Source organism: Streptomyces araujoniae, assembly GCF_050871195.1.
Classification (GTDB): domain Bacteria; phylum Actinomycetota; class Actinomycetes; order Streptomycetales; family Streptomycetaceae; genus Streptomyces; species Streptomyces bacillaris.
In genome coordinates this window covers 5,065,012-5,078,296 of the sequence record NZ_CP194070.1, presented here as the reverse complement: position 1 = coordinate 5,078,296, position 13,285 = coordinate 5,065,012, and the positions used below count along the sequence as shown (strand labels likewise).

The following is a 13,285-nucleotide window of genomic DNA, read 5'->3' as shown; positions in this document are numbered from 1 at the left end:
CCGTGACCGACACCGCCCGCGTCGACAGTGCGCCAGGAACCGTCCTGGTGATCGACGACGACGAGACCAACCGCTACATCCTCACGAGCTGGCTGACCCGCGCCGGACACACGGTCGTCGGCGCGGCCGACGGCACCGAGGGCCTGGCCCTCCTCGCGGACCCGCGGGGCCGGCTGCCCGAAGCGGCCGTCGTCGACGTGCAGCTCCCGGACATGAGCGGCTTCGAGGTCTGCGAGCGGATCAAGGCCGACGCACGCACCGCCTATCTGCCGGTCATCCACGTGTCGGCCGTGGCCGTCAACACCGAGGACCACACCGAGGGCCTGAGCCGGGGCGCGGACGCCTATCTGGACCAGCCCATCGACCCGGACGAGTTCCTGGCCACCGTGACGGCCGCACTGCGCTACGCACGGGCCCGCCGCCGCGCCGAGCTGCTGACGCTGCGGCTCGCCGCGCTGAACCGGGCGACCCTGGACGTCTACCGTGCCGTCGGCTTCCCCTCGTTCACCACGGCGGCCACCGGAGGTGCGGCCACCCTGATGTCCGCACCCGCCACCGCGGTCCTGCTGAGCCCGCAGGGGCAGCCGGTGCACAGCCACGCACCCGGCCCCCACGCCCCGCCCCTCTCCCTGCCGGCCGGCCCCGAACTGCTGGACCGGCTCGCCGCGTCCGCCGTCGGCGGTGACACCGGCATCGAGGTCGCACGGATACCGGGGGCCCGGTGGAGGGCCCTGCTCCCGCTCGACCCGATCCGGGGCGACGTCCTCCTCGTGGTCGCCCGTACCAAGCGCAACCGCCCGCCGGTCTGCGTCGCCGTGCCCGCCGACGCCGCCCGCACCACCGACGAGCGGGAACTGCTCCGGCAGTTGGTGAGCGCCATCGCGCTGGCGCTGGAGGCCCTGCGCACCTTCAACGAGGAGCACGCCCTGGCGCTCGCCCTCCAGCGCACCTTCCTCCCCGACCGGCTGCCCTCCGTCCCGGGGGTCTCACTCGCGGTGCGCTACCGCCCGGCCTCCGACCACGCGGAGATCGGCGGGGACTTCTACGAGGCGCTGGAGACTCCGGCCGGGCTGCTCCTGGCGATCGGGGACGTGGCCGGACACTCGCTGGTCGCGGCGACCGTCATGGGGGAGATCCGGCACGCCCTGCGCGCCTACGCCCTGGAGGGGCATCCGCCGCACCACGTACTGGAGCGGCTCGACGCGTTTCTGGCCCACACCCGGCCCGGACTCACCGTGACGCTCGCTCTGGCCCTGGTGGAGCCGGACGGCGGCCGGATCCACATCGCCAACGCCGGTCATATCCCCCCGCTGCTCCTGGGCCCGGACGGAACCGCGCGCTACCTCCCGGAGCACGGCCCGCTCCTGGGTCTCGGACTGCCGCATCCTCCGGCCCACGTCCATCCCACCGTGCCCGGGTCGCGGCTCCTGCTGATCACCGACGGGCTGGTGGAGGTGCGCACCCAGGACCTGGACGACAGCCTGGCCGCGTTCCGCGAATCCACCCTCACCGGCCCCGGGGAGCTGGAGGCCCTCTGCGACTTCCTGCTGCACTCCTTCGGCGAGAACAAGGAGGACGACATCGCCCTGCTCGCCCTCCATCTGGACGGTCCGCGGGACACGGCGCGCTGAGGGACGCGATCCCGCCCCGTCCGACCTCTTGACCCCGGGCCGCCCCGGGGCTCGGATGAGGTGCATGCGAGAGCGGCAGACCCACCGGGACCGGCTCCGCGCCCAGGAGTTCGAGGCCTTCGTGGCGGGCGCGGGCGGCCGGCTGCTGCACACGGCGACGCTGCTCACCGCCGAACCGCTCGCCCCGGCGGGCACGGGGACCCGGGCCGAGCGGCTGCTCTGCGCGGCGCTGGCCCGGACGTACGCGGAGTGGGACCGGCTGCGCGGCGAGGACCCGTACGACCGCACCCGCCAGGAGCTGGCGGTCCGCTTCGCCCGCGAGTCCTGGCGCCACCGCCGCCCGCTCGGCGGCGTACTGGGCGATCTCGCGCCGCTGGAACGGCTGGTGCTGGTGCTGCGGCTGTACGAGGAGGTCGGCGAGGAGCGGACGGCGGCGCTGCTGGGCCTGCCGGCGGACCGGGTACGGGTGGTCTGCGACCGGTCGGTCGCCACGCTGAGGTCGGCGGGGCGGAACCGGCGGACGGCCTCGGGGGCGGCGCCGTGAACGCGGGTCCGGGCCGGCGGACGGCCTCCGGGGCGACGGCATGACCGCGGGCCGGGACCGGAAGGCGGAGGAGGTCCGGCGGATGCTGGAGGGGCCGCACCCGCCCGTGCCGGCCGGTCTGGCGGAGCGGGCCGCGCGGCGCGGGGCCCGGTTGCTGCGGCTGCGGCGCGGGCTGCGGCGTACGGGGTGGTGGCTGGCGGGGACGGGGTTCGCCGCGTTCCTCGTCTGGGCCGGGGTCGAACAGCCGTGGCTGCCGGAACCGGCGGAGGTGACGCCTCCGCTGGAGGGGTGGTGAGCGCGCAAGGGGCCCGCCGGACGGCCGGCGGGCCCCTTGTCCCCGAACGGGATCAGCGACGGCGTACGCGGATCAGCCCAGGGCCTGCGTGAGGTCGGCCACCAGGTCGTCGCCGTTCTCGATGCCGACGGAGATACGGACCAGGTCGGCCGGGACCTCCAGGAGGGAGCCCGCGACGGAGGCGTGCGTCATCCGGCCGGGGTGCTCGATCAGCGACTCGACACCGCCGAGGGACTCACCCAGCGTGAACAGCTTGGCCCGGTTGCAGACCTCGACCGCCGCCGCCTCGCCGCCCGCGACGCGGAAGGAGACCATGCCGCCGAAGGCCCTCATCTGCTTGGCGGCGACGTCGTGGCCGGGGTGCTCGGGCAGGCCCGGGTAGAGGACCTGGGAGACCTTGGGGTGGCGGGTCAGCAGGTCGGCGACCTTGGTGGCGTTCTCCGTGTGGCGGTCCATGCGGACGGCCAGGGTCTTGATGCCGCGCAGCACGAGCCAGGCGTCGAAGGGGCCGGAGACCGCGCCCATGGCGTTCTGGTGGAAGGCCAGCTCCTCGGCCAGCTCCGGGTCGCTGACGACGAGCGCGCCGCCGACCACGTCGGAGTGGCCGCCCATGTACTTGGTGGTGGAGTGGACGATGACGTCCGCGCCGAGCGCCAGCGGCTGCTGGAGGTAGGGCGAGGCGAAGGTGTTGTCGACGACGAGGCGGGCCCCGGCGTCGTGCGCGACCTGGGCGACGGCGGCGATGTCGGTGATGCCGAGCAGCGGGTTGGAGGGGGTCTCCACCCAGACCGCCTTGGTGCGCGGGGTGATGGCCGCCCGGACCGCCGCCACGTCCGAGGTGTCCGCGACCGAGAACTCCACGCCCCAGCGCGCGGCGACCTTGGCGAAGAGCCGGAAGGTGCCGCCGTAGGCGTCGTTCGGGATGACCACGTGGTCACCGGGGGTCAGCAGCGTACGGAGGAGGCAGTCCTCGGCGGCGAGGCCGGAGGCGAAGGCGAGCCCGCGGCGGCCGCCTTCCAGGGCCGCCAGGTTCTCTTCCAGGGCGGTACGGGTCGGGTTGGCGCTGCGGCTGTACTCGTAGCCGCCGCGCAGACCGCCCACACCGTCCTGCTTGTACGTGGACACCTGGTAGATGGGCGGAACCACGGCACCGGTGAGGGGGTCGGCGGTGTTGCCCGCGTGGATCGCGAGAGTCTCGAAGCTGTGCTGGTCGCTCATGGCCCCGAGCGTAGTTCGTCGCAAGGGGCCTTACCGGCCACTCGCCGCTCCGGGGACAATGGGTGCATGGAGATTCTGTTGTTCCTGCTCGCGATGTGCATGCTCGCCGCGATCGTCGGCCCCTGGGTCATGCGCCGACGGGGCGGTATCCGCCAGGTCGAACCGGGCTCGCCCGACGCGGCCGACCCCGACACGTACGGCTTCGCACGCCAGGAGGAGCTGGACGTCCGGATGCCGGGCCCGGACCAGGATCTCCTGGACGTCCTCGACGTCGTGCAGGCCACCCAGGACTGGCGGGCGGCCTCCCAGCTGCTCGCCGGTACGCCGAAGGAGGGCGAGGTGCGCTGGCAGCGGGTGCAGGCCTTCGCGGGCGCCGCCTCGCTGGAGCTGGCGCAGCAGCCGGGGAAGGGCGGGGCGTGGCTGCGCGCCTGGCGGGCGGAGGCCCCGAAGGACGCGGGCGGGGCGGCGGTGCACGCGGAGTTCCTGGTGCAGCAGGCGTGGCGCTCCTCGTCCGCGGGGAGCGACGACTTCCGGATCATCCTGGAGGAGGCCCGTACGGTCTGCGCCACGGCGGCCCTGCTGGCGCCCGGCGACCCGGTTCCGTACATCGTGGAGCTGGCGGTGGCCCGGGGCCTCGGCTACACCCCCGAGCAGTTCGACCAGCTCTGGGCGAGGATCATCGACCGGGCCCCGGCGCACCTGGGCGCGCACATCGCGGCGCTGCACTTCCACAGCGAGAGGTGGCACGGCTCCCGCAAGGACGCCGACGCCTTCGCCACGGCCGCCGCCGCCCGCGCCCCGCAGGGTTCGCTGCTGGCCGCGCTGCCGCTGTTCGCGGTGTACGAGCACCTGCCGGAGGTCAACCTGGTGCAGGGCTTCTACCGCAGCCAGGTGGTGACGAAGGCGGTGGAGGGCGCGATGTACGCGGTCCACTCGGCCCGCCCCGACGACCCGATGCTCGCCCACGTCCGCCACCTGCTGGTCCTCTTCCTGGTCCACATGGAGCGCTGGTCGGAGGCGATGCACCAGCTGATCCGCATCGACGGCCACGTGGGCGCGCTGCCCTGGACGGCGGAGGCGGACCCGGCCGCGCAGTACACGGTCTACCGGGCGCTGGCGGTGGCGGGGTACGAGGCCAACGGCGGCTCCCCGGCGACGCTGCCGCACTGAGGCGTCGCGGCCCCCGCCCGGGACCCGGGGCTGCACGGCGGCCCCCGCCCGGGACCCGGGGCTGCGCGGCGGCCCCCGCCCGGGACCCGGGGCTGCGCGGCCCCTGAGCCGCACTCCGCCCGGGGTCCCCGCCCGGAATCCGGACGGGGACCCCTTTGTTGTACGGAACGAACCCGACCGACCCCGGAGGAGCCCCGCATGTTCCTGAACAGCCGCACCCCCCAGCTCCCCACCCCGGAGCAGGCCCTGCGCGGCCGCCCCGTCCCCGAATTCACCGTCCCCTCCCGCCACACGGTCCTCGGCAACCCGCTGGTGGGCCCGTACCCGGAGGGCCTGGAGGTGGCGGACTTCGCGCTCGGGTGCTTCTGGGGCGCGGAGCGGAAGTTCTGGCAGACGGAGGGCGTCTGGACGACGCTGGTCGGCTACCAGGGCGGGTACACGGAGAACCCGACGTACGAGGAGGCCTGCTCGGGTCTGACCGGCCACACGGAGGCGGTCCGCGTCGTCTTCGACCCGGCGGTCGTCTCGTACGAGGAGCTGCTGAAGCTGTTCTGGGAGTCCCACAACCCCACCCAGGGCTTCCGCCAGGGCAACGACGTGGGCACCCAGTACCGCTCCGCGGTCTACACCCACTCCCCCGCCCAGGCGGCTGCGGCCGACGCCTCCCGTGCGGCGTACCAGAAGGTCCTGACGGCGTCCGGCCACAAGGAGATCACCACGGAGATCCTCCCGGCGGAGGGCCGCCCGTTCTGGCCCGCGGAGGCGTACCACCAGCAGTACCTGGACAAGAACCCGGGCGGCTACTGCGGGATCGGCGGTACGGGCGTGTCCTGCCCGATCGGGGTGGCGCCGGCCGAGGGCTGAGCGGCCCGTCCGAGACGCACGGGGGCGCGTCCTGCCCGGCGGGCCTCGCACCGGCACCCATGGAGGGCTGACGGCCCGCCCGTCGGACTCCCGGGGCCCGGCACCCCGGAGCCCCCGCCGGAGGAGAAATCCGGATGACGGGGGCGGTGGGCGCCCCTAGGCTGCCCGGATGGCAAAGCTGAGGAAGATCCAGGTCACCTTCGACTGCGCCGAGCCCGAGCGCCTGGCCCGCTTCTGGTGCGAGGTGCTGGGGTACGTCCCCCCGGAGCCGCCGGAGGGGTTCGGGACGTGGGACGCGTACAACGGCTCGCTGCCGCCGGAGAAGCGGGACGCGTGGTTCGCCTGCACCGACCCGTCGGGGGTGGGGCCGCGGCTGTTCTTCCAGCGCGTGCCGGAGGGCAAGACCGCCAAGAACCGGGTGCACCTCGACGTACGGGCCGGGACCGGGCTCGTGGGTGCCGAGCGGCTCGCCACGCTGGAGGCCGAGCGCGACCGGCTGGTGGCGCTGGGCGCGGTGTGCCAGCAGGTGCTGGTCGCCGACGAGGAGAACGAGTCCTGCATCGTCATGCAGGACATCGAGGGCAATGAATTCTGCCTCGACTGAGGTGTGGGCCGTCGGCCGCTGGGCCCGGAGCCCCGCGGCCGACGGCGGGTCCCGCGTTACGGCGCCCAGGGGCCGAGCATGTCCTTCATCGCGTCCGTCAGGGCGAGTTGCAGCAGCGGGCCGTACGTGACCCGGCCGACGCCGAGGCGGCGGAAGCGTTCGAGGTCGTGGTTGACGGGGTGGGCCGTGGAGTTCACGGGAACGGAGACCGCGGCCGTCACCGCCGTGAGCAGTTCGTCGTTGTCCTGGATCTTCACGGGATAGACGCTGTCCGCGCCGGCCTGCTCCATGGCCCGCAGCCGTTCGATCGCCTCGTCGAGGACGTCGGCGGGGTCCTCCGCGTAGATGAAGAGGTCCGTGCGTCCGTTGATCCAGAGCGGAACGCCCGCGGCGTCGGCCGCCGCGCGCAGGTCCGCGATGAAGGTCGCGTGCTCCTGCGTGGTGCGTACCCGTCCGCCCTCCGAGTGGACGGTGTCCTCGAGGTTGAGGCCGACGCCGCCGATCTCGACGAGTCCGGCGACGAGGTCCGCGGGCCGCTGCCCGTACCCGGCCTCCAGGTCCACGGAGACCGGGATGTCGACCGCCGCGATGATCGGCCTGACGGCGGCGAGCACCTCCTCGAAGGTCTGTCCCTCCTTGTCCTCCGCTCCCCGGGAGTCGGCGAGCGGGTGGCTGCCGACCGTCAGCGCGGGGAACCCGGCGGCGGCGGCCGTCCGGGCGGACCAGGCGTCCCAGACGGTCGGGAGCACGAGCGGCTGGTGGTCGGCGTGCAGGTGCCGGAAGCGCTGAGCGCGCTCAACTGTGGTGCGAGAGTCCATGCCGAGGACGGTACCTCCGGATCGGCCCTGACACCCGCTCAGGCCGCCAGCCGTACGGTGCCCGTCGCCCCCGCCCCCGTCCCGGGGCCCGCCGGGCGGCCCGCGCGGCCCGGGTGGCTGTGGCGGCCGGTGCTCCGGGGGCAGGCGGCGGAGAGTCTGACCAGCTCGCCCCCGGCCAGGGCCAGGAGGTCGGCCAGGGTCAGGCCCAGGGCCTGGGCTGCGGCGGCCAGCACCTCCGACGAGGCCTCCTTGCGGCCGCGCTCCACCTCGGAGAGGTAGGGCGTCGAGATCCGCGCGACGGCGGCGACGTCCTTCAACGTCCGGCCCTGGGAGCGTCGTTCCCGCCGCAGCACCTCGCCGACGAGGTCGCGCCAGAGCGGCTCCCGGGAGGGGGCGGGGCCCGGCGGGGCCGGGAGCGGGCGCAGCGGGATGACACCGGCCCGGTTCGTCTCTCGGATGGTCATCGCTCCAGCCTAGGAGCCGGCCTCCGGGTGGGCACGGTGCGGGCGTTGCGCTCCGGGCGGATCTGCCGAGGGCGAAGGGGCGTTGACGGGCGGGGCCGGGGCGGGGGCGGGCGAGCGGGGGACGAACGGGAGAGGGGCGTCGGCCCGGCAGGGATCGTGCCGGGCCGACGCCCCCTGCGCGTACGGAGATCCGACCGTACGCGCGGTCAGGTCTCCGTACGTACGCGCGGTCAGGTCCCCGTACGTGCGCTGCGTACGCTCAGATCAGCCCCTGCGCCAGCATCGCGTCCGCGACCAGCTCGAAGCCCGCGATGTTCGCGCCCACCACGTAGTTGCCGGGGCTGCCGTACCGCTCGGCGGTCGTGTAGCAGGAGTCGTGGATGTGACGCATGATCTCCGCGAGGCGCTCCTCCGTGTGCGCGAAGGTCCAGGAGTCCCGGGAGGCGTTCTGCTGCATCTCCAGGGCGCTCGTGGCGACCCCGCCCGCGTTGGCCGCCTTTCCGGGGGCGAAGGCGACGCCCGCGCCCTGGAGGACCTGGACCGCCTCCGGCGTGGTGGGCATGTTGGCGCCCTCCGCGACCGCCTTGACCCCGTTGCGTACGAGGTCCAGGGCGTCGGCCTCGTGCAGTTCGTTCTGGGTGGCGCAGGGCAGGGCCACGTCCACGGGGACCGACCACACCCCCGTACCGGCGACGAACCGGGCGTGGGCGCCGCGGCGTTCGGCGTACTCGGAGACCCGGCCCCGGCCCGCCTCCTTGACCTCCTTGAGGAGGGCGAGGTCGATGCCCTTCTCGTCGACGACGTAGCCGCCGGAGTCCGAGCAGGTGATGACGGTCGCGCCGAGCTGCTGGGCCTTCTCGATGGCGTAGATGGCCACGTTGCCGGAGCCGGAGACGGCCACGGTCTGGCCCTCCAGCGACTCGCCCCGGCTGCGCAGCATCTCGGCGGTGAACAGGACCGTGCCGTAGCCGGTGGCCTCCGTGCGGGCCTGGGCGCCGCCCCAGCCGAGGCCCTTGCCGGTGAGGACACCGGACTCGTACCGGTTGGTGATCCGCTTGTACTGGCCGAAGAGGTAGCCGATCTCCCGGCCGCCGACGCCGATGTCACCGGCGGGCACGTCGGTGTACTCGCCCAGGTGGCGGTGGAGCTCGGTCATGAAGGACTGGCAGAACCGCATGATCTCGGCGTCCGAGCGGCCCTTGGGGTCGAAGTCCGCGCCGCCCTTGCCGCCGCCGATGGGCATGCCGGTGAGGGCGTTCTTGAAGATCTGCTCGAAGCCGAGGAACTTCACGATGCCGAGGTTGACGGAGGGGTGGAAGCGCAGGCCGCCCTTGTACGGGCCGAGCGAGCTGGAGAACTCGACCCGGAAGCCCCGGTTCACGTGGATGTCGCCGGAGTCGTCGGCCCACGGCACCCGGAAGATCAGCTGGCGCTCGGGCTCGCATATCCGCTCGATGATCCGGGCGTCCACGAACTCGGGGCGCTGGGTCAGCACGGGTCCGAGTGTCTCCAGGACCTCGCGGACCGCCTGGTGGAACTCCTTCTCGCCCTGGTTGCGCCGCAGGATCTCGGCGTAGAGCGGCTCGATGACACGGTCCGCGGCATCGTGCGAGCGGGCGGAGTCGGTGGCGTCGGGGATGACCGGCATCTGATCAAGACCTTCCGTGGTCGGCTCGTGCGCGTCGGCACCCCCGCACCGGAGGGGCGCCCCCGTCCCGGAGGGGCACCTCCGGTCCGCCCGGCTGCCCTGGCGGGCGGTGGGTGGGACCGTCGTACGCCCCGATTGTCCCGCGTCACCCGATGATCTTGAACCGCCATCCACATAGTGGCCGTCCCGCACGCTCTCCCGGCGTGGCGCCGCCCGCCGCGGGGGCGGCGCCCCTCACAGCCCTTCCTCCGAGAACGGGGTGTCGCTCCACCGGAACCAGGCCCGGTCCCCCTGGATGTGCAGCAGGAACTCCGCCACCACGGCCCCCTCCGGGCCGGCCAGCGCGAGCGTGCGGTTCACCTCGTCGCAGACCCGCTCCCACGCCTCCGCGCTCTCGTCGCTCTCGTCCTCGTCCAGCCGTTCCAGGAGAGCCAGTTCGCGGTCGAAGAGTTGACGCACGGCGGGGCCGAAGGCCGGGCCGGGGACGAACCGGCCGTGCAGCCAGGGGAAGTCGGCCTCGTCGACGGCGATCTCCCCGACCAGATCCGCCCCGCGCCGCAACCTCCATATGGTGCCCTCGAACCCCATCGCCGCCCCCGTACCACTCGCGCAACTGTTCCCCGCCAAGGTAAGGGATTGGTGAAATCGGCAGGAGCGGGGGAGTTACCGGCCAGGAACCACGACACCCCGACTGACGATCAGTCATGATGCTCCCCATGACGAAGCCGCGGGGGCGTCGGAGAGCGCAACCTCCTTATCAGCCAAGGTTGTTGTACGGAACCGGCCGCATCGCCGCACCTCCCGCACCCCCGCGCCCCGACCCGTACGGCACCCCCGGGCGGCCGCCCCGTATCCCCCGGGGCACGGGCGAGACCCGCCGCTATCTGGCGGTCGGGCTCGACTGCTATCTCTGTCTTCTGGTCGTCGGGCTGCTGCTGCACTCGTGCCTGAGGGCGGCGGACGCGGGGATGGGGCGGACGGCGGTGGCGCTCGTCGCCCAGCTGACCGCGCTGTCCTTCGCCAACCAGGTGCTGCTCACGATGGCCGTACGGGCGAGCGCCGGAAAGCTGATCATGGGCGTACGGGTGATCCGGCTGCCGGACGCGGGGCGCCCGGGGTTCCGCCGCCTGGTGCTGCGCTGGCTCTACGGGCTGTTCTGGCTGCCGCTCCAGCCCTGGCACCACCTCCGCCGGGCCGCCGACGGACCCCCGCCCCGCGAGCGCCTGGGCGGCTGCCCCCGGGCCGCCGCCCCGCACACGGACCTGGCGGGCGTGCGCCAGGTGCACCGTGGCGATCTGCGCTCCTACCGGGAGGCGGTGGCGCGGCGCCGGGGCCGCCATGTCCGGCCCGACGCGGCCGGCGGCCCGGCGCCCCGGGTGCCGTGGCACCACACCGGCTGAGGCCCCTCCAGGCCCCCTCAGGGTCCCCCTCAAGCCCCCTCAGGCCCCCTCAGGCCCCCCTCAAGCCCCCTCAGGGCTCTCAGGGCCCCTCAGACCCCTTTCCCAGCCTCTTCCCGGCCCACGGCCTCCGACCGGTCCCGGGCCGCCCGCATCGCCGCCGCCGTGGCCGGGGCGTCGTACTCCGGGCCGACGCCCGGGACGATCACCACGTCACCGTCGAAGTGCCGGGTGCGCAGGGGCAGGATCTCCTGGTAGGCCGGGGAGGCGTACCAGGCGCGGATCTCCTCGACGCCGGGGAAGGCCACCAGGACCAGCGCGCCCGGCCACTCCCCCTCCACCACCTCGACCTCGGCCCCGTGGACCAGGAAGCGGCCTCCGTAGGGCTCCATGGTGGCCTGGATGCGCTCGATGTAGCTCAGCACCTCGTCGTGGACGGGGCCGTCGGCGGGACGCAGGTGGGCGATGGCGTACGCGGTCATGGCACGGTCCTTCGGGGTGGAGGGCGTGGGGCGGGCGGTGACGGGGTGGCCCCGTGACGCTTCCGATGCTGCCGTGCGGGACGGACGGCGTCGATGACCTCCGAGGTCATGCACCCGCGGGGCCCGGGAGGCACGGGCGCCCTCACACGCCGAAGGCGGCGGCCCCCGGAGAGTGTCCGGGGGCCGCCGCCTTCACGAGGGGACGGGATGGAGCGGGGGTCAGGCGGCGGAGCCGGCCTTCCACTGGGCCCAGTCCATGTTCCAGCCGTTGAGGCCGTTGTCCGGCTTGATGGTCTTGTCCGGGGAGTTCTTCACGATGACCACGTCGCCGATGAGCGAGTTGTCGTAGAACCAGGCGCCCGGCGCGTTGGGGTCGTTCGCGCCCTTCACGTCGGCGAGGCCCACGCAGCCGTGGCTGGTGTTGGCGGTGCCGAAGATGCCCTTGCCCCAGTAGTTGCCGTGGATGAAGGTGCCCGAGGTGGACAGGCGCATCGCGTGCGGCACGTCCTTGATGTCGTACTCGCCCTTGCCGTCGTCGTCGGTGAAGCCGACGGTGGCGCCGTTCATCCGGGTCTCCTTGTACTTCTCGGAGATCACCATCTGACCGTTGTACGTGGGGGTCTCGGGCGAGCCGGCGGAGATCGGGATGGTCTTGATCGTCTTGCCGTCGCGGGTGACCGTCATCATCTTGGACTTGGCGTCGACGGTGGAGACCTGGTTGCGGCCGACCTTGAACGTGACCGTCTTCTGCTGCACGCCGTACACGCCGTCGGCGCCCTCGACGCCGTCCAGCGCCAGCTTCAGGGTGATGGTGGAGCCGCCCTGCCAGTAGCTCTCCGGGCGCAGGTCCAGGCGCTGGCTGTTGAACCAGTGCCCGACGACCTCCTGGCCGCTGCTGGAGGTCACGGTGATGCCGGCCTGGACGGCCTTGCGGTCCGTGATCGGCTTGTTGAAGTTGATCGAGACGGGCATCCCGACGCCGACCGTGGAGCCGTCCTCGGGGGTGAAGTTCCCGATGAAGCTGTTGTCGGGCGAGACGGTGGTGAAGGAGCTGTTCTCGTGGGCCTGGCGGCCCTTCGCGTCCTCGGCCGTCGCGTTGATCTTGTACGTGGTGGAGCGCTGCAGCGGTCCCGCGGGCTTCCAGCTGGAGCCGTCGGCCGCCAGCGTGCCCTCGACCGGCTTGCCGTCCGCCGTGGTCATGGTGACCTCGGTCAGCTTGCCCTTGGTGACGGAGATCCGCGCCGCGTTGTTGATGCTGGCGTCGCCGGTGCCGTTCTTCGGCTCGATGGCTATCTGGGCCTCGGAGGCGTCCTCGGCCGCGGCCTTGTCGACCTCCTGGGCCTGCGACGAGTCCGAGCTGCCGGCACCCGTCTTCTTGTCTCCGCCGTCGTCGGTACAGGCCGAAAGCACCAGCACGCCGCCGAGCAGTGCGGACACGGCCGCGAGGCCCCTGCGCCGCTTGCTGTCCGTCATCACACGCTTCTCCATCGTTGCCGAATCCCCAAGATCCCCGGACGGGGCTGCCAGGCGGCGATTCCCCGTCAGTGTCCGAAGAACACCTGGAACGGACACTCCGTTCCGCATCCACCCGGGATGTGGGGAACACCACTCATCGACGCGGCCGCGGCGGCGGTGGTTCCCGCCTCCCGGCCCCGGTACGCAACCGCCGCACAGCGCGGCCCCGGTCCGCGGTGAGCGGGGCCGGGGCCGGTGTCCTCACACGTCAGTCCCGCTGCGCGCGGTCACCGTCCTCGCCGTCGTTCCTCCCATTGTGCGCGACCGTGTCGCCGTACCCCTCCTCGTCGTCCCCGGTCCCGGTCGGGAACGGACCGTCCTCGTCGTCGTCCCAGTCCTCCGCGTCGGGGTCGTACTCGACGCTCTCGCTGCTCCACGAAGCCTGTGCCAGCTCGACCCCGGGCACCTCGCCGACCAGGTCGAACGGGTCGATGAGCGAAGCGAGGGCCTCCGCTCCGTCTGCCCGGACCGTGGCCTCGGCATGCATCCGCTCCTCGGCGCTGTCGCTCCCGGAGATACCCGCTACGGGTTCCCCGTATTCGGCGGCGATGGATTCCAGGGCCGTGCCGGTGAGGGCGTCGAGATCGGTGATCTCCACCACCATCTCGACGCGAACGCGAACAAATCCGGATCTC

14 protein-coding genes and 1 pseudogene are annotated in these 13,285 nt (G+C 73.2%); 7 read left to right on the top strand and 8 right to left on the bottom strand.

Annotated features, from left to right (window positions below; translation table 11 throughout):
* Positions 1-2: 2 nt before the first annotated feature.
* From ACQ9ZG_RS21995 to ACQ9ZG_RS21985, 3 genes are all read left to right on the top strand, one after another.
* Positions 3-1,631 (top strand): fused response regulator/phosphatase, encoded by a 1,629-nt coding sequence (locus tag ACQ9ZG_RS21995; RefSeq protein WP_109917336.1) that lies wholly within the window; start codon positions 3-5, stop codon positions 1,629-1,631.
* A gap of 64 nt (positions 1,632-1,695) precedes the next feature.
* Positions 1,696-2,175, top strand: coding sequence for a SigE family RNA polymerase sigma factor (locus ACQ9ZG_RS21990; RefSeq protein WP_099221022.1), 480 nt, complete (start codon positions 1,696-1,698; stop codon positions 2,173-2,175).
* 40 nt (positions 2,176-2,215) lie between these two features.
* Positions 2,216-2,470 carry a hypothetical protein gene (locus ACQ9ZG_RS21985; protein WP_499281134.1) on the top strand — a complete coding sequence of 85 codons (255 nt, stop codon included), beginning with the start codon at positions 2,216-2,218 and terminating at the stop codon, positions 2,468-2,470.
* 72 nt (positions 2,471-2,542) lie between these two features.
* Here the strand turns inward: ACQ9ZG_RS21985 and ACQ9ZG_RS21980 are convergent, their stop codons facing one another.
* On the bottom strand, positions 2,543-3,688 hold the full coding sequence (locus ACQ9ZG_RS21980; protein WP_028419597.1) for a cystathionine gamma-synthase: 1,146 nt from the start codon (positions 3,686-3,688) through the stop codon (positions 2,543-2,545).
* A 66-nt stretch (positions 3,689-3,754) separates the two neighbouring features.
* Here ACQ9ZG_RS21980 and ACQ9ZG_RS21975 point away from each other — a divergent pair, with 66 nt between their 5' ends.
* The 3 genes from ACQ9ZG_RS21975 (at position 3,755) to ACQ9ZG_RS21965 (ending at position 6,326) form a co-directional block, all read left to right on the top strand.
* Entirely contained in the window at positions 3,755-4,858 is a 1,104-nt protein-coding gene (locus ACQ9ZG_RS21975) for a hypothetical protein (protein WP_109917541.1), read from the top strand.
* 198 nt (positions 4,859-5,056) lie between these two features.
* On the top strand, positions 5,057-5,722 hold the full coding sequence (gene msrA / locus ACQ9ZG_RS21970) for a peptide-methionine (S)-S-oxide reductase MsrA (protein WP_028419595.1): 666 nt from the start codon (positions 5,057-5,059) through the stop codon (positions 5,720-5,722).
* A gap of 169 nt (positions 5,723-5,891) precedes the next feature.
* On the top strand, positions 5,892-6,326 hold the full coding sequence (locus ACQ9ZG_RS21965; protein WP_109917696.1) for a VOC family protein: 435 nt from the start codon (positions 5,892-5,894) through the stop codon (positions 6,324-6,326).
* A gap of 56 nt (positions 6,327-6,382) precedes the next feature.
* On the opposite strand, the gene ACQ9ZG_RS21960 is transcribed toward ACQ9ZG_RS21965, so the two are convergent.
* The 4 genes from ACQ9ZG_RS21960 to ACQ9ZG_RS21945 form a co-directional block, all read right to left on the bottom strand.
* Entirely contained in the window at positions 6,383-7,144 is a 762-nt protein-coding gene (locus ACQ9ZG_RS21960) for an isocitrate lyase/PEP mutase family protein (protein ID WP_028419593.1), read from the bottom strand.
* Positions 7,145-7,182: 38 nt separating this feature from the next.
* Complete coding sequence (locus tag ACQ9ZG_RS21955) at positions 7,183-7,608, bottom strand: helix-turn-helix domain-containing protein (protein ID WP_499281132.1); 426 nt, start codon at positions 7,606-7,608, stop codon at positions 7,183-7,185.
* Between the two features lie 259 nt (positions 7,609-7,867).
* A complete protein-coding gene (gene gdhA, locus ACQ9ZG_RS21950; protein WP_109917399.1) occupies positions 7,868-9,256 on the bottom strand; it encodes an NADP-specific glutamate dehydrogenase in 1,389 nt (462 codons plus the stop codon).
* Positions 9,257-9,490: 234 nt separating this feature from the next.
* The gene (locus ACQ9ZG_RS21945; RefSeq protein ID WP_028419591.1) at positions 9,491-9,844 is read right to left on the bottom strand and encodes a hypothetical protein; all 354 of its coding nucleotides are present in this window, start codon (positions 9,842-9,844) and stop codon (positions 9,491-9,493) included.
* A 182-nt stretch (positions 9,845-10,026) separates the two neighbouring features.
* On the opposite strand from ACQ9ZG_RS21945, the pseudogene ACQ9ZG_RS21940 reads away from it, so the two are divergent.
* A pseudogene (locus ACQ9ZG_RS21940) lies at positions 10,027-10,590 on the top strand (RDD family protein); the annotation flags it as partial.
* 155 nt (positions 10,591-10,745) lie between these two features.
* On the opposite strand, the gene ACQ9ZG_RS21935 reads toward ACQ9ZG_RS21940, so the two are convergent.
* The 3 genes from ACQ9ZG_RS21935 to ACQ9ZG_RS21925 form a co-directional block, all read right to left on the bottom strand.
* Positions 10,746-11,135 (bottom strand): DUF1330 domain-containing protein, encoded by a 390-nt coding sequence (locus ACQ9ZG_RS21935; RefSeq protein ID WP_109917175.1) that lies wholly within the window; start codon positions 11,133-11,135, stop codon positions 10,746-10,748.
* A 219-nt stretch (positions 11,136-11,354) separates the two neighbouring features.
* Positions 11,355-12,623: a L,D-transpeptidase gene (locus tag ACQ9ZG_RS21930; protein WP_109917176.1), complete on the bottom strand. Its 1,269-nt coding sequence runs from the start codon at positions 12,621-12,623 to the stop codon at positions 11,355-11,357.
* 235 nt (positions 12,624-12,858) lie between these two features.
* Entirely contained in the window at positions 12,859-13,254 is a 396-nt protein-coding gene (locus ACQ9ZG_RS21925; protein ID WP_109917177.1) for a hypothetical protein, read from the bottom strand.
* Between the last annotated feature and the right edge of the window lie 31 nt (positions 13,255-13,285).

Excerpts from the sequence above, each read along its gene's own strand:
- ACQ9ZG_RS21975 (WP_109917541.1), top strand. The coding sequence starts at position 3,755 with ATGGAGATTCTGTTGTTCCTGCTCGCGATGTGCATGCTCGCCGCGATC.
- ACQ9ZG_RS21990 (WP_099221022.1), top strand. The coding sequence starts at position 1,696 with ATGCGAGAGCGGCAGACCCACCGGGACCGGCTCCGCGCCCAGGAGTTC.
- ACQ9ZG_RS21930 (WP_109917176.1), bottom strand. The coding sequence starts at position 12,623 with ATGGAGAAGCGTGTGATGACGGACAGCAAGCGGCGCAGGGGCCTCGCG.
- msrA (WP_028419595.1), top strand. The coding sequence starts at position 5,057 with ATGTTCCTGAACAGCCGCACCCCCCAGCTCCCCACCCCGGAGCAGGCC.
- ACQ9ZG_RS21925 (WP_109917177.1), bottom strand. The coding sequence starts at position 13,254 with ATGGTGGTGGAGATCACCGATCTCGACGCCCTCACCGGCACGGCCCTG.
- ACQ9ZG_RS21965 (WP_109917696.1), top strand. The coding sequence starts at position 5,892 with ATGGCAAAGCTGAGGAAGATCCAGGTCACCTTCGACTGCGCCGAGCCC.
- ACQ9ZG_RS21935 (WP_109917175.1), bottom strand. The coding sequence starts at position 11,135 with ATGACCGCGTACGCCATCGCCCACCTGCGTCCCGCCGACGGCCCCGTC.
- gdhA (WP_109917399.1), bottom strand. The coding sequence starts at position 9,256 with ATGCCGGTCATCCCCGACGCCACCGACTCCGCCCGCTCGCACGATGCC.
- ACQ9ZG_RS21955 (WP_499281132.1), bottom strand. The coding sequence starts at position 7,608 with ATGACCATCCGAGAGACGAACCGGGCCGGTGTCATCCCGCTGCGCCCG.
- ACQ9ZG_RS21980 (WP_028419597.1), bottom strand. The coding sequence starts at position 3,688 with ATGAGCGACCAGCACAGCTTCGAGACTCTCGCGATCCACGCGGGCAAC.
- ACQ9ZG_RS21960 (WP_028419593.1), bottom strand. The coding sequence starts at position 7,144 with ATGGACTCTCGCACCACAGTTGAGCGCGCTCAGCGCTTCCGGCACCTG.
- ACQ9ZG_RS21985 (WP_499281134.1), top strand. The coding sequence starts at position 2,216 with ATGACCGCGGGCCGGGACCGGAAGGCGGAGGAGGTCCGGCGGATGCTG.
- ACQ9ZG_RS21945 (WP_028419591.1), bottom strand. The coding sequence starts at position 9,844 with ATGGGGTTCGAGGGCACCATATGGAGGTTGCGGCGCGGGGCGGATCTG.